The organism is Chryseobacterium sp. SIMBA_038, assembly GCF_046535115.1.
GTDB lineage: Bacteria > Bacteroidota > Bacteroidia > Flavobacteriales > Weeksellaceae > Chryseobacterium.
In genome coordinates this window covers 213,204-227,040 of record NZ_JAWRXH010000003.1, presented here as the reverse complement: position 1 = coordinate 227,040, position 13,837 = coordinate 213,204, and the positions used below count along the sequence as shown (strand labels likewise).

General features: G+C 33.4%; 15 protein-coding genes. 10 read left to right on the top strand and 5 right to left on the bottom strand.

The annotated features are described in order from the left end of the window. The first annotated feature begins 26 nt into the window (after positions 1–26). The 6 genes from SB689_RS11980 to SB689_RS11955 all read left to right on the top strand — a co-directional run bounded on the left by SB689_RS11980 (position 27) and on the right by SB689_RS11955 (position 3,044). Positions 27–395: a hypothetical protein gene (locus SB689_RS11980; RefSeq protein ID WP_410692375.1), complete on the top strand. Its 369-nt coding sequence runs from the start codon at positions 27–29 to the stop codon at positions 393–395. A gap of 26 nt (positions 396–421) precedes the next feature. After that, the gene (locus tag SB689_RS11975; protein ID WP_410692374.1) at positions 422–958 is read left to right on the top strand and encodes a hypothetical protein; all 537 of its coding nucleotides are present in this window, start codon (positions 422–424) and stop codon (positions 956–958) included. Between the two features lie 70 nt (positions 959–1,028). Next, the gene (locus SB689_RS11970) at positions 1,029–1,397 is read left to right on the top strand and encodes a hypothetical protein (RefSeq protein ID WP_410692373.1); all 369 of its coding nucleotides are present in this window, start codon (positions 1,029–1,031) and stop codon (positions 1,395–1,397) included. A 23-nt stretch (positions 1,398–1,420) separates the two neighbouring features. Beyond that, complete coding sequence (locus SB689_RS11965; RefSeq protein WP_410692372.1) at positions 1,421–1,927, top strand: hypothetical protein; 507 nt, start codon at positions 1,421–1,423, stop codon at positions 1,925–1,927. Positions 1,928–2,160: 233 nt separating this feature from the next. Continuing rightward, the gene (locus SB689_RS11960; RefSeq protein WP_410692371.1) at positions 2,161–2,691 is read left to right on the top strand and encodes a hypothetical protein; all 531 of its coding nucleotides are present in this window, start codon (positions 2,161–2,163) and stop codon (positions 2,689–2,691) included. An 11-nt stretch (positions 2,692–2,702) separates the two neighbouring features. Then, the gene (locus tag SB689_RS11955) at positions 2,703–3,044 is read left to right on the top strand and encodes a hypothetical protein (RefSeq protein WP_410692370.1); all 342 of its coding nucleotides are present in this window, start codon (positions 2,703–2,705) and stop codon (positions 3,042–3,044) included. 166 nt (positions 3,045–3,210) lie between these two features. On the opposite strand, the gene SB689_RS11950 is transcribed toward SB689_RS11955, so the two are convergent. From SB689_RS11950 to SB689_RS11940, 3 genes are all read right to left on the bottom strand, one after another. Further along, positions 3,211–4,137 carry a malate dehydrogenase gene (locus SB689_RS11950; protein ID WP_123980017.1) on the bottom strand — a complete coding sequence of 309 codons (927 nt, stop codon included), beginning with the start codon at positions 4,135–4,137 and terminating at the stop codon, positions 3,211–3,213. A 364-nt stretch (positions 4,138–4,501) separates the two neighbouring features. Then, positions 4,502–5,053 (bottom strand): biliverdin-producing heme oxygenase, encoded by a 552-nt coding sequence (locus tag SB689_RS11945; RefSeq protein ID WP_410692369.1) that lies wholly within the window; start codon positions 5,051–5,053, stop codon positions 4,502–4,504. A gap of 26 nt (positions 5,054–5,079) precedes the next feature. After that, on the bottom strand, positions 5,080–7,269 hold the full coding sequence (locus tag SB689_RS11940; protein WP_410692368.1) for an ATP-binding protein: 2,190 nt from the start codon (positions 7,267–7,269) through the stop codon (positions 5,080–5,082). Between the two features lie 501 nt (positions 7,270–7,770). Between SB689_RS11940 and SB689_RS11935 the strand changes: the two genes are divergently transcribed. Further along, positions 7,771–8,907, top strand: coding sequence for a porin (locus SB689_RS11935; RefSeq protein WP_410692367.1), 1,137 nt, complete (start codon positions 7,771–7,773; stop codon positions 8,905–8,907). An 18-nt stretch (positions 8,908–8,925) separates the two neighbouring features. After that, positions 8,926–10,356: an anion permease gene (locus SB689_RS11930; RefSeq protein WP_410692366.1), complete on the top strand. Its 1,431-nt coding sequence runs from the start codon at positions 8,926–8,928 to the stop codon at positions 10,354–10,356. A gap of 138 nt (positions 10,357–10,494) precedes the next feature. On the opposite strand, the gene SB689_RS11925 is transcribed toward SB689_RS11930, so the two are convergent. Both SB689_RS11925 and SB689_RS11920 read right to left on the bottom strand, forming a co-directional pair. Next, positions 10,495–11,457 (bottom strand): hypothetical protein, encoded by a 963-nt coding sequence (locus tag SB689_RS11925; protein ID WP_410692365.1) that lies wholly within the window; start codon positions 11,455–11,457, stop codon positions 10,495–10,497. Between the two features lie 64 nt (positions 11,458–11,521). Further along, positions 11,522–12,535, bottom strand: a complete 1,014-nt coding sequence (locus SB689_RS11920) for a nucleoid-associated protein (RefSeq protein ID WP_410692364.1) — start codon at positions 12,533–12,535, stop codon at positions 11,522–11,524. A gap of 136 nt (positions 12,536–12,671) precedes the next feature. On the opposite strand from SB689_RS11920, the gene SB689_RS11915 reads away from it, so the two are divergent. Then, positions 12,672–13,166: a phosphoglycerate mutase family protein gene (locus tag SB689_RS11915; RefSeq protein ID WP_410692363.1), complete on the top strand. Its 495-nt coding sequence runs from the start codon at positions 12,672–12,674 to the stop codon at positions 13,164–13,166. A gap of 507 nt (positions 13,167–13,673) precedes the next feature. After that, on the top strand, positions 13,674–13,835 hold the full coding sequence (locus SB689_RS11910) for a hypothetical protein (protein ID WP_228394297.1): 162 nt from the start codon (positions 13,674–13,676) through the stop codon (positions 13,833–13,835). Positions 13,836–13,837 lie beyond the last annotated feature (2 nt).

The window sequence follows — 13,837 nt, the reverse complement described above, 5'->3', positions numbered from 1 at the left end:
TACGAACTAAAATATTAATAATCATTATGAAAAAAACATTCTTGCTTGCTATTGCATGCTTCTTTGTCATGACATCATGCAATAACGAAAGCATTCCCGCTGTTGCTCAGGAAAACCAAACGGCAGAAGCTGTTCAGAATTTTAAACGAGCTGTCATCACTTTTAACAACGCCAAAGATCTTCCAATGTTTGCAGAAAGGCGAGACAAAAAATCTCCATTTCCTGAAATGAGTGAACAAAGAAAAGACATTCTGGTTCCTGCCGCGAAACATCTTATAAAGTCAACAGGGATAAAAGATGAACAAATTGAAAAAGCAACCAACGGCGACAAAGCAAAGATTATTGCATGGGCGATGGAAGTTTTCCAGAACAATTATTCAAATTCTTCTTTATAATCTTTAAGCTTTAACAACAAATCAATATGAAAAATATCTCATTATTCCTTTTATTATTAATCGGAACTTTCGCATACGCTCAGACAGGAAGCATGACAATCTACAATTTTTCTTCACAACCTATTAAGTACAGAATTTTGGGTACTAATGATTATAATTATACAATGGATTGCCATCCTCTCGTTGAAGGCCTTTCAGCAGCAGCATTATCCCCTGCGAGTACAGTAGTCTACTCTCAGTATAACTCGAGCCATCTGCCAATACCTTCTACAGCACCACCTATCAACCAATGGACAGTAGATTCTGATAGTATAGGAATTCCAAGCCAAACCTATAATGTATCAGGAGGAGTTACAATTCCTGCAGCTATTACATCAATTACATCCTGGCAATCTATTGACTTGCAGTTCGGTAATGGAGAACATATATATCTTGGAAGAGATTGTGGATATGTTAGTAGTAATAATGGAGCTTTCAGTGGCAGTACTCCAAGCAACATTCATGCAACATGGAACTATGTAGGTCCTTCTACCAGTGGGAATGTTGTAATCTTCATTAATTAAAATACCTATCCATATTTCACGATAATAAAATTAGATTCTATATTATCACAAACCTAAATTACTAATTACTATGAAAAAAACATTTTTGCTGGCTGTTTCATGCTTTATTGTCATGACGTCATGCAGTACCGAAAACATGCAGACCGTTGCTCAGGAGAACCAGACTGAAGAAGCGGTTAATAATTTCAAACGTGCGATCATTATCGTAAACAATTCTAAAGACCTTCCGGTAACTGATGAAAAACTCAACGCTGAATATCAATCTTTTCAGATGAGTGAGCAGAGAAAAGACCTTCTAATGCCAGCTGCAAAGCATCTCATTAAATCTACAGGAATAAAGGATGAACAAATTGAAAGAACAACTAACGGAGATAAAACAAAGATCATTTTATGGGCGATGGAAATTTTCCAGGATAACTACAAAAAATCTTCTTTATAACCTTTATGTTTAAACAAATCAATATGAAAAAAATCTCATTATTCCTTTTATTATTAATCGGAACTATCGCATACGCCCAAACAGGCACAATGACTATTTATAATTTTTCAGCTTACAGTGTTAGTTACAGATTGGTAGGTTCTCAACTCAATTCTTTTCCAATTGACTGTCAACCGGTTGTTACAGGTTATTCTGCAACATCATTAGCTCCTGCAAGCACTGTGACCTATCCATCGTATAATACTAGTCATCTCCAAAATCCTCCTATCAATCAATGGAATGTAATTTCGGAGGCAGTAGGTATTCCTAGCCAGACGTATAATGTGGCTGGAGGAACAACCATCAACCCGCCAATTACGACTGTAACAGCCTGGCACACTATTGACCTGAATTTTTCCAACGGCGGATTTATAAATCTCGGTGTACATTGTGGAGGTGGCGGTACCGGAATATTTACAGGATCAACCACTGGCCCCATCACAGCAACATGGAATGTACTTGGAAACAATGTTGTAGTATTCATCAACTAAGATAGGTTTTCACATCTAATATCAAGGCAGATTCGTTTTTTGAGTCTGTCTTTTTTTTATGGAAATATTGATTTTTATATTGAAGTCCCTTCAGCTATTTTTATAAGGGGATTTACCTCATTAGGTAAGGGAGTGTTTGGCGTGAGGAAGGGGATTTAATTATTTGACGTTATGGCTTTCCGTAATTTATTCACTTAGCATATTTATATTTTTGAAATATTAAAAATAATACCATGAGTAAAAAAATGAATCTTCTACTTTTAGGCCTGTTTATAATTCCTTTTAGTTGCAATAAAAACAAAAAAGAAATCGATACAACGCCGACTCCTGTTGATAGTTTAGCATTAATATCTAACAATGAAACCACTGAAATACATCACAATACTGAACCTATGAGCGAATCTGTAAATACTAATATTAAAAAAATTGACACAAAAAAAGAAATTCGAGAAAACGATGGAAATTTTAATCAAATGACTCTTTTTGAAGTTAATAAAGATATCAGTTTAGAACAATTAAAGAATTACTGTTCATCCGTAAAACCTAATTACACTGATGGTTATTTTCAAATTCTAGTTTTCTTTAAGGAACCAAATAGTGCAAGATTTCCAGATAATCCTGTAACTGCATTACATAATGATGAAAAGGATTTAAAGAATATAAAAGCTGTTTATACAATTAACAATATGAATGGTTATAGTAAATTAGATTTTTACGAGAATAATAGCTTTGAAAGTTTGGCACAAGTAGTTGGTGTAAATTAAAATAATTAATCATGAAAAAAATTTCACCTATTTTAATCCTGATTTTGGTATCATGTAACGAAAAAAATAATCCTGAACTTGAGTGGCTGAAAAATGGAACTCTTCATAATAAAACAATTACAGATTGGAAAGCAGCATCGGACGAAAATAAATTGGCAACCTGTGCCGATTTTGTAGTAAATCTAAAAGAAGTTGAACATCAAAAATATACATCCATTGATGAAATGAAATATGATGCTACTAATTTAAAAATATGTATTGATGAAGGAACAGCAAATAATAACTATGCTGATAATATGAAAATTAAAGAAATCGCTGTCACTTGTCATATTTTAATGGTATCAACTGAATAAATATCAAAAAATGAAAATAATCTTACAACAATTACATACCCTTTCTTGGACAACTACATTATTTACTTTATTGCAGTAGCAATAATCCTAGTACTTAAGAACCTTTTTAAAAGAAAATAAAAACCACGCCCTTCGGGCGCGGTTTCAATATATAAAGTCTAATCAATTAAAACTTCAAATCACCATTCACTTCTCTTACTGCATTAGCAGCTTCAGCGAATTTCAATTGCTCGTCAGCAGTCAATGTGATGTTAACGATCTTTTCTACACCATTTTTCCCGATGATTGCAGGAACACCTAGGCAGATATCATTTTGACCGTATTCACCTTCAAGCATTAATGAACAAGGAATCATTTTCTTTTGGTCACATGCAATCGCCTGAACCATTACAGAAACAGCTGCACCTGGCGCATACCAAGCAGAAGTTCCTAATAATTTAGTAAGAGTAGCACCTCCAACTTTAGTTTCTTCGATTACATATTTTTGTTGTTCGTCGCTAAGGAATTCAGTTACAGGAACTCCGTTTCTTGTAGCTTTGCTCAATAGAGGAAGCATACCAGTATCACTGTGAGCAGCGATTACCATTCCGTTTACGTCAGAAATTGGAGCTTCTAAAGCTTCAGCCAATCTGTACTGGAATCTTGCAGAATCTAAAGCACCACCCATTCCGATGATCTTGTGCTTAGGAAGACCTGAAGTTTTGTGTACCAAATACGCCATAGTATCCATTGGGTTAGAAACCACAATAATGATTACTTCCGGAGAATGTTTTACCAGGTTTGCAGTTACGTCTTTTACGATTCCTGCGTTGATACCGATCAATTCTTCTCTTGTCATTCCAGGTTTTCTAGGAATCCCTGAAGTGATAACCGCTACATGAGAACCTGCAGTTTTGCTGTAATCTCCTGTTGTTCCGGTAATTTTGGTATCGAATCCGTTAAGAGATGCGGTCTGCATCAAATCCATTGCTTTACCTTCCGCAAATCCTTCTTTAATGTCTACTAAAACTACTTCTGAACAGAAGTCTTTCATTGCGATGTATTCTGCACAACTCGCTCCTACAGCGCCTGCACCTACTACAGTTACTTTCATAATGTATACTTATTTAAATTTATTTGTTGTTTAGTTTCAATTTTTTGACTCCCAAATTTAACAATTCCTGAAAAATTGAGCAATCTTTCAGGAGTTTATATTGAACTTGGTTAAACTTTTTATTTTAACCACAAAAGAAGCAAAAGCTATTATTAAACTGTTTCAAGTTTATCTATTCTGAAAATAGAAGTATACAAAAGAATAAAAAATCAAAGATTTTTAGAACTTATGTGTTCTTATCTACCTTTCATGATGAACTTAAATAACTTATGTGTTAATCTTTTGTGACTTTTGTGGTTAAATTTTCATTAGCTTAAACAAGCTTATTATCTACTAGGTAAATATTTATTTTTTTGGAAAGATCTTAGTTTACGTTCAGTAAAAACGTATATAGTTTTTTAGCGCCTGATAAAACTTCATTATAGTTCTCTTCAGTAACTTCTATATCTAAAACTTCTTTGAAATTCTTCCACATTGCCCCTGTATTTTCCTGATAACATCCGAAGAAATTAAAAGTTACTTTATCAAAACCTTCCGTTTTAGAAAGTTGTTTTGCGATCACATTTCCACCCAAAGTAGAACCTTCAATCACGTACATTGCTCCTAAAGCCTCATAATCGTTGCTGAATTCAAGATCATGAGAAGCATTTTGATTTTCCAATGATAAACTTTGAAGGTCTTTCTCGATAAGAGGAAGTTTTTTTCTTTGATCCAATTGAAGTTTCTCAGAAAATTTATCAGAAAGATTGCTGAATATTTTGTCTTCAGAGTGAAGCAACATCAAATAATTGGTATTGATGATTTTTTTATAATCTTCTAAAGTGAAAGTCTTGTTAAAAATTTTTTCAGAATTAAAAAGTTTCTCTGCTGCATCGTGATATTCTGCAGTGTTTTGTTTAAGATATTCAGATACCATAATAAGGTTTTAAAAGTTTCCCAAATTTAAGGTTTTTTGAACGTTAAAATGAAACTTGTACCATCTTTATTGCTTTCATAATCAACATTTCCTCCAATTCTGTTCATAATCCTGTGAACAATGGAAAGTCCTACTCCATTTCCTTTAAATTTTTTCGCATTATCCATTCTATTGAAAATTTTAAACATCTTGTGTTTATCCTCTTCAGGAATCCCGATTCCGTTATCTGAAATTCTGTAAATAATGTTTTCGCCCTCTTCAAACCCTTCAATCTCAACCCTTGGCTGATCATGTTGTGAAGAATATTTCACAGCATTATTAATGATATTTAAAAATACCTGATGCATCATCGTTTTATCTGCCAACACTTCAGGACAATCTTTAATGATAATCTCACTTCGTGGACTTTCGAAAGTGATCTTAGCATTATCTGAGATCTTTTTAATGGTATTTGCCGGCTGAACTATTTCAAGCTCGATTTCGCTGTGTTTTGCACGGCTCAGTTGTAAGACATCGTGCATCATTTCTGCCATTCCGTCGATTTCTTCGATGATGGAAGTCAGTTTATTTTTATTTTTATCTGTTTTTTCAAAATTAGAAAGAAGCATTTGAGCATTAAGCTTCATAACAGTCAAAGGCGTTCCCAAATCATGAGAAATCGTGTAAGAAAAACTATCAAGTTCTTCATTTACTTTTCTCAGTTGATTATTTAATTCTTTGATTGCATTATATTGTTTATGGGACGTTTCCAGAATTACATCTCGCACAGATTGTATCGCACTGAGGTTTCTAGAACTCCATCTTCTGGAATTTCCTTTAATATTTTCTGTAAAAGTCTGAAAAGAAGTTCTTGGAGAAATAATATGCTTTTCTTCGCCGTTTTGTGAGAAGACACCTATTTGTTTTTCGGGATTTCCAGCCCAGTTGATGTGTTCATCAAATTCTTTTCGGAACCAGATCAACATTTCGTTTTTACTTCTTTCGATAAAATAAATGATGATTCCGGCTGCATTTTCATTTAAACCCAATTCATCTCCATATTCTTTAAGAAAACTTCGATTTACATATAAACTTTCCTGCGTATTTTCATGAGCCCAATTAATGATTTTTCCAATTAAAGAACGTTCAGGCGTTATGCCGTCCGTTACAATATCTTCATCAGAAACGATGACCAAACCATCAGCTTCGGGCAGTTCTCTGATCTCTCCTTTATTTTCAATTAAGGAATCAAATAAAGTATTATGCTTTAAAAAATCTGATTTCAAATAAGCCGATTTTTCATTCAGTCCAATACGATATTCAAGTTCTTTTTTAGATTTAAAAGATGAATAGGCATTCGAAGCCAAAGCCGTGAAAATTCCCGCCTGCACCCTATCTTCAAGGTCAATATGCTTCGCCTCTGAGTTTTGACACGTCACCAAACCCCAAAGTTTATCATCAATAATAATAGAAACACTGAAACTTGAAGATGCTCCCGAATTCTTGATATATTGCCCATGAATAGGCGACATACCGCGTGAACCTGTAAAAGTAAGATCAATAGTCTTATGAGTTTTACTGAGAAGAGGAACCGTTTCAGAATGTACATTACTGAAAATTCTCTTTCTTTTTTTCATGTACAATTCCCTCGCCTGTCTCGGAATATCCGATTCGGGATAATGAAGACCTAAATAACTTTCTATATCTTTATTTCTGCGTTCTGCAATTACTTTTCCGGAACCGTCTGCCATGAATTTATACACCATCATTCGGTCATAGTTCACGATTTTTGAAAGAGTGCTTAAAAGCTGCTCCCAAATTTCCTGTGCATTATCGATAATATAAAAGTTATCATATTTATTCGAAATACGTTTGTTCGGATTTGCTAAAACCTCTTCAAATTCAAGAAAAATATGATTTTTACTTCTAAAAACTGAAAAATGATACTCCGATACCCCAATAATGATTTTATCAAAATACGTTTCGTTTTCTCTTCTTGTGAATTTATGTAATGAATGATAAATGTCAGAATCCATAATACTTTTAAAGCTTTCAGGAAAATCTGTAATCTTTTTGCCAAAAAGAAATTCAACATTCTCAATATTGAAAATGTTGGAAATATTCTGGCTAAAAAAAGTAATGGAATGAGATTCTACATCAATGCCAATCAGATACCCAAAACTTTGTATGTACCCAGGAATATGAATGGGTTCTTCATGACAATCTACAAAATTCATATAATTCTTTAATCTATCAAATATAACGAAATTTTTAAAGCAATATTACGATGTGGTATCAAATGTTTAAAACGTTAAAGCATCGTTAATGCGGAGGATAACTTATGTAAAACACCTTTAAATCAGCACAAAAACATTTCCATTATTCATTTTTAAAAGGCCTTTTTACTAATAATATACTAAAAATAGAGCTAATAATTATTCTAAATTCACCGTAACTGATTATTCACATGAATTTTGTATTATAGTTTGAAAGTTTTATGTTAATTAAACAAAAATTATTAAATTTATATCACCAAATAAAGAATACATTTAAAAATCATTGAATATTTAATCATAAATCAAGATTAATTTTCACTTAAATTAAAACATATTATATGAAAAACTTCCCTTTTAGCACCTCTCAAAAAGAGTTCTGATTAGTAAACTTCAGATTCTTAGCTTAAAAAATAACACTACTCACTAAACACAAATTCTATGACTTTTTTTTCAACAAAAAAAATGAGTCTCCTGCTTTGTTTTATGCTGTTTTATTTTTCAGCAAATGCTCAGGTTCCGGACTCTCTGCACGCCAAACAAGAAACGGAAGACAATGTAAAATATCCTGTTCTTCAGATAAAAGGTCTGTTTCAAGCAAGATATCTGGTCGGAATGAAAAATGATGTGGACGTAAACGGATTTCATCACAGTGACGGCTCGGGAACCAACAATAATTTCATGGTGAAATACATGAGGGTTCAGGTTCGGGCACAAATCAGCAAACGGACGGAGGTTGTCGCTTTGGCCAATTTAGCCGACTTCAAAAATGATCCCAAAAGCAGAGTTCTCGAAAATGCTTATTTAAAATACACTTTCAATCCGAAATTAGCCTTTACAGTCGGGCAATTCAGACCTTGGTTTGGTATTGAAGAAACTTATCCTATCGACATTATTAAATCACTGGACTGGTCAAATCAATACACAGAATTCGGGAAATTAGGCTGGACGAGCTTCCAAATCGGAATTTCAGCAACAGGACAACTTGAATTAGGTAAAATCCCTTTTCAATACGCCATTTCTGTAGTGAATGGAAACGGGAAAAATCAAGTCAATGACAACGATGACGGGAAACAATATTCAAGTCGATTAGTTTTTGGTTTGGCTAAAAAATATAATTTAAATCTAGGCTTAAATGGAGGTATCGGTGAGGTTTTCGGAAAGAAAATTTATGCTGTTGGAATTGATTTAAATTCATTAGTCAATTTTGATTCAAAATGGAGCTTAGATATGCAGCTGGAAGCCAAACAGGGAACCAATCATCCTTTATATTTTGCCGTTGCACCGGAACTCAGACCCGACAACCCCGATGAATACTTGATTCGCGGAGCTTACTTTCTCCCGAATTTGCGATATGAAATCAATCATAGAAATTTAAGTGCTTTCGAATTGTCTTGTCGTTATGAGTATTTGGACACGAATTTCAGATTAAATTCAAATCCAAGACAGACAATAACTCCAATGTTCGGGTTGGAATTTTTGAAAAACTATGGCGCCAGAATTCAGTTGGGTGTACAGTTCGACCGTTACAAACACAGCATTGCAAACACCTCACAATACAACAATAATCTATTCATTGTTCAGGTACAGAGTAGATTCTAATTATTAAAACTAACTATTATGAAAGAAATAAATATCAAAGCCATAGCAATCACCTTTGCTGTTGCCCTTATCATATGGTTTATTCCTGCTCCGAAAGGCGTCGCGGAAAATGCGTGGCATTTATTTGCCATTTTTGCAGCCACAATTTTAGGAATTATCTTAAAAGCGGCTCCAATGGGAACGATGTGTATGATGGCTATCGGATTTACAGCGCTTACTCAAGTTGTAGCTCCGGGAGATGCAGGAAAATCAATCACAAAAGCACTTTCAGGCTTCGGAGACAAAGTAATATGGCTAATTGGGATTTCATTCTTTATCGCCAGAGGTTTTATTAAAACAGGATTGGGAAACAGAATTGCCTTTTTATTCATCAGAATTTTCGGGAAAAGTTCTTTAGGACTGGCTTACGGATTAGGGTTGGCAGATGTTTGCTTGGCTCCAGCAATTCCGAGCAATACCGCAAGAGGTGGTGGAATTATTTATCCGATTATGAAATCAATGGCTATAAGTTTTGATTCCGTTCCTGAAAAACCTGAAACACATAGAAAACTCGGTTCATTTTTAACATTAAACAGTTATTACATGAATTTAATTTCATCTTCCATGTTTTTAACAGGAACGGCAAGTAACCCGATGTGTCAGAAATTTGCAGCCAATTTAGGAATTAATATTACCTGGATGTCTTGGGCTGCTGCCGGTTTCGTTCCAGGATTAGTCGCTTTTTTTGTAGTTCCATTAGTTTTATACAAACTATATCCGCCTGAATTAAAGAAAACAGGTGACGCACCAAAAATGGCGGCTCAAAAATTAAAAGAGATGGGACCTATTTCTAAAAATGAGTGGTTGATGTTGTTAGCATTCTTCATTTTATTAGGTCTTTGGATTTTCGGTGGAGCACTATCAATTGATGCAACAACAACAGCTTTCATTGGATTAACCTTACTTTTATTAACATCAGTTTTAACCTGGGAAGATGTAAAATCTGAAAAAGGCGCTTGGGATACCATCGTTTGGTTTGCCGTTCTGGTGATGATGGCGAGTTCACTCAACGAATTGGGATTTATTGGATGGTTTAGTGATTTAATTAAGGTTAAAATCGGACATATGACATGGACGGTTGCTTTCCCTGTAATTATTTTGGTGTATTTTTTCAGTCATTACATTTTCGCGAGTGCTACGGCTCATGTTGCAGCAATGTACGCAGCTTTGCTCGGAGTTGGTGTTGCAGTAGGAATTCCTCCAATGTTATTAGCCATGATGCTTGGATTTTTAGGATCAATTTACGGTGTATTAACGCATTATGGACACGGTCCGGCACCCGTATTTTTCGGAAGTGGATATGTCGACTTGAAAGCTTGGTGGCTTCGCGGTTTGGAAATCGGAATTGTCCTACTGATTATTTACATGGGAGTCGGCGGACTTTGGATGAAAGTGCTAGGATATTATTAAAAGCGGGAAGATGGAAGGTTGAAGTTTATGAAAAATGAAGTTAAGAAGTTAAGAAGTTAATATGTGCTAATAAATCCTCCAGCTTCCAACTTCCATCTCCCAAACTTTAAAACTGCTATCGATTTTTCATATTTAAGTTTAATTCATCCTCGGAATTGTAATTTTTGAAGGATTATTTTCATCATACATAATCTCGATTTTGCCTTGTCTGGGAACAGAAGCTAAATCCAGAAGATTGACTATTTTTTTGAAAACCGTAATATGTTCTTTACCCTTAAAATCTTTAAAACTCACCTGAACCATAATCTGAGGTTGATCATTTACCGTTAAACCCGTTTGACTTACACTGATAATTTCGGCCTCGGCATTTCTACCGGCAAAAAGAATTTTCTCTTCTTTTGTTTTCTTAAAAAACTTCCCGACGATCATTTGATAAACCAAAATGGTTAGCAAAAACATTACTCCACTGAAAATAATCGGATGCATGAAAGTCAGAAACCGCCAACCAAAATCAAAGGATTCCGTGGTGTAGAAATAGTAGTACAGCCCAATAACATAGGCGATCATAAAAACCACAAATAAAATTCTCAAGATCATTCCGACAGGATTAAATTTGGTCTGTTGGCCACTTAAAATAAAATAAGGTTCTTCGGATATATTCGGATTCAGTAAAACTTTAACTGTTTTTCCTGCATCAAATCTTTTTTCCTGAGGTTTAATATCATGAAAAAGTAGCTCATGTTCAATCAAAACATTCCTCAAATTTTGGAAAGAAAGTTTGATCTGGATGGCATTGATATTCGATTTAGCATTATATTTTATCAATTGATAATCAATAATTTTCGCTTCTCTCGGTGTGCCGTTTTTGAGAATATTATTGATCGTATTTTTAGCTTTAAAAGTTTTTACGAAAAGATTATTGATGAAAAATATAATCACGTACAACCATACTAAAACAGAAAAACCAAGATAAATATAGCTGACAATCAGCGAATTTCTTGGTTCTAAAAGCGTTTCCGAAGTTGCCATATAAATGAAAATCGGAAACGGTATGCAGAAAAACAACATATAAAGTGCCCAGAAAATGATCATGAACTTCATAACGAATATTTTGTGATTGGTTATAAAGTTATCATTTTATTAATTAACCGGGCAATTTTATAGTTTAAACTTCTTTATCGAAATATAACATATAATATTTCCCTTTTTCATCTTCTCCTGTAGCCAATTTCTGACGATCTCCGTGGATGTAAATGTGGAAATTTTTATCTAATTTAATGATACTCTTGAAATGTCTTTGCGTCTTTTTAACAGCCGCTTCACTAATCGGGAATTCTTCCGCAATATTGATCTGCATATCCTGCTCGTAATCTGTTTTAAAATTATTAAAACTCTCGATCACATGCTCATCACCTAAAACTTCAGCAGCAAATTCGTCTAACTTAAATTCTTCTTTTTCTTTAAAGAAATTGATTGATTTATTTAAGAAATCTGCCTGATCTGCTTTAGAAACTTCAAATTCCTGAGGAAGTTGTTTGGTGATATAATCTTTGTACACCATTAACGCTTCTTGTGTATGAAAATATTCATCATCACGCTGTTTTACCTTTAAGAAATCCTCAAACCAGTAATACATATCTCCGTTTTTGTTATTGTCAACTACAGAAAGTACATATCCGGTTTCTTTATGATTATTGTAAATCAATGCTGCTTTATCGATTTTTGACAAACCAATTCCCAGATCTTTTTCAATTTCAAAACTTTCGCCCTGAGGTGCTATTTTTAAGAATGGTTCTCTTTTTTCTGTTTTAAAAATTCCGATTTTATCTACTTTTTCATCACCTTCTCTATCATCTTCAAAATAAACGATGAATAGTTCACCACCCATAACTCTTGGGTTTTCAGCAGCTTCAAAAAGGTGTTTGGCAATATTTTCGGCTTCCCAAAGAAACTTGGCTTTATCATCAAAAATTTCAGATACAGAACTGAAAACAGGATTATTCACCAAATAAGTATCACTGTAAAAATTGAATGTTTCCTCAGATTTGAAAGACCCTAAAAAGTAATCTTCAAGCGATTCTGCCATTCCTTCTTCCAACTGCAATTCTTCCTGAGAAAGTATTAAAGACTCTCCGTTGATTTTATTTCCTACTCTGTGTACTACTATTTTTGAAAACATTTTTTTTGATCTTTTTTGAAGGCACAAATATAGTTTTAAACTTCAAAGGCAACAAGAAACAAATAAATCTATTTTGAGGTTTGGATAAAATTATAGTAATTTAGTTTTGAATCAAAATCAATTAAAAACAACTTCGATGAAAAATTTATTAGCAACATTTTTATTGATCTTTTCCTTTACTTGTCTATACTCACAAACGACTAACATTTATATTGTAAGACACGCGGAAAAGGATATTTCTGATGTAAACAACAAAAATCCCAACCTCAGCGAAATTGGAAAACAAAGAGCCAAAAAACTATTGACAGAATTAAAAAAAGTAAAATTCGCGGCTGCCTATTCCACTCCTTTTAATAGAACTCAGCAAACTTTGCAGCCTATCGCAGAATTTAATAAAATTGAAATCACCAATTACAATCCTGCTGATAATAAAAAACTTATTGAAGAAATTCTCAGTAAATATTCCGGTAAAAATGTAATTATCGCGGGACATTCTAATACAATTCTCAATATTCTGGAAGCTTTTGGAGCTAAAAAGCCATTTGAAACTGTTTCTGAAGAGGATTACTCTAACCTTTTTCACATCATTATTAAAAAGAATAAAGTAAAGCTTAAGTCATCGAAATATTGATTTAATAGTGTTTTTTTAACGCAAAGCCCGCAGAGATTTTTTTGATTACTAACTGTTTTTAAGTTCGCAAAGGCGTTCTACTCAGCAAAGTTCTCAAAGCTTTTGAAATTAATTCTTCTTAAGCTAATTAAAAATTTAGACACAAAAGTTATTATTGAGCTATTTAAAGTTGAGCTATTTTGAAAACAGAAGCTTGCAAAAGAACAAAATCAAAGATTTTTTAAAAACTTATGTGTTCTTGTTTGCAATTCATAATCAGCTTAAATTAAACTTGTTAATCTTTTGTGTCTTTTGTGGTTAGAATAAAACTCGATCAATCTGAATCCTTAAGAAAACCTTGAGGATTTTTTCATGCCATTTCATTCTGATAAAAACCTTATCATTTTGACAGGCTTTTTTGCTTTAAAATTTTAATTAAAAACAAACAACTAATTGATTTTAAACCATTTAAATTAAATTAATATTAAAAGGAATACAATTTGGCATTTAGTCTTCAAAACATACAAAATGGACTTAAAGACATTAAACAGATTGGACACCTTAAGAAGATTAAAAAGCAAAGGCCCAAAAACGCCAAAATGGTTAAAGCCTTATCATGTTATATTGATCGCTTTATTGGTCGTCTTTATTTCCGGTGTTTTCATTAAAATTTTAGATCAAAATCAATAGTA

What these genes read in the sequence shown, in the direction of transcription:
- SB689_RS11945 (WP_410692369.1), bottom strand. Translation starts at nt 5,053, where the DNA reads ATGGTATCTGAATATCTTAAACAAAACACTGCAGAATATCACGATGCA.
- SB689_RS11950 (WP_123980017.1), bottom strand. Translation starts at nt 4,137, where the DNA reads ATGAAAGTAACTGTAGTAGGTGCAGGCGCTGTAGGAGCGAGTTGTGCA.
- SB689_RS11970 (WP_410692373.1), top strand. Translation starts at nt 1,029, where the DNA reads ATGAAAAAAACATTTTTGCTGGCTGTTTCATGCTTTATTGTCATGACG.
- SB689_RS11975 (WP_410692374.1), top strand. Translation starts at nt 422, where the DNA reads ATGAAAAATATCTCATTATTCCTTTTATTATTAATCGGAACTTTCGCA.
- SB689_RS11965 (WP_410692372.1), top strand. Translation starts at nt 1,421, where the DNA reads ATGAAAAAAATCTCATTATTCCTTTTATTATTAATCGGAACTATCGCA.
- SB689_RS11910 (WP_228394297.1), top strand. Translation starts at nt 13,674, where the DNA reads ATGGACTTAAAGACATTAAACAGATTGGACACCTTAAGAAGATTAAAA.
- SB689_RS11935 (WP_410692367.1), top strand. Translation starts at nt 7,771, where the DNA reads ATGAGTCTCCTGCTTTGTTTTATGCTGTTTTATTTTTCAGCAAATGCT.
- SB689_RS11980 (WP_410692375.1), top strand. Translation starts at nt 27, where the DNA reads ATGAAAAAAACATTCTTGCTTGCTATTGCATGCTTCTTTGTCATGACA.
- SB689_RS11920 (WP_410692364.1), bottom strand. Translation starts at nt 12,535, where the DNA reads ATGTTTTCAAAAATAGTAGTACACAGAGTAGGAAATAAAATCAACGGA.
- SB689_RS11960 (WP_410692371.1), top strand. Translation starts at nt 2,161, where the DNA reads ATGAGTAAAAAAATGAATCTTCTACTTTTAGGCCTGTTTATAATTCCT.
- SB689_RS11940 (WP_410692368.1), bottom strand. Translation starts at nt 7,269, where the DNA reads ATGAATTTTGTAGATTGTCATGAAGAACCCATTCATATTCCTGGGTAC.
- SB689_RS11930 (WP_410692366.1), top strand. Translation starts at nt 8,926, where the DNA reads ATGAAAGAAATAAATATCAAAGCCATAGCAATCACCTTTGCTGTTGCC.
- SB689_RS11915 (WP_410692363.1), top strand. Translation starts at nt 12,672, where the DNA reads ATGAAAAATTTATTAGCAACATTTTTATTGATCTTTTCCTTTACTTGT.
- SB689_RS11925 (WP_410692365.1), bottom strand. Translation starts at nt 11,457, where the DNA reads ATGAAGTTCATGATCATTTTCTGGGCACTTTATATGTTGTTTTTCTGC.
- SB689_RS11955 (WP_410692370.1), top strand. Translation starts at nt 2,703, where the DNA reads ATGAAAAAAATTTCACCTATTTTAATCCTGATTTTGGTATCATGTAAC.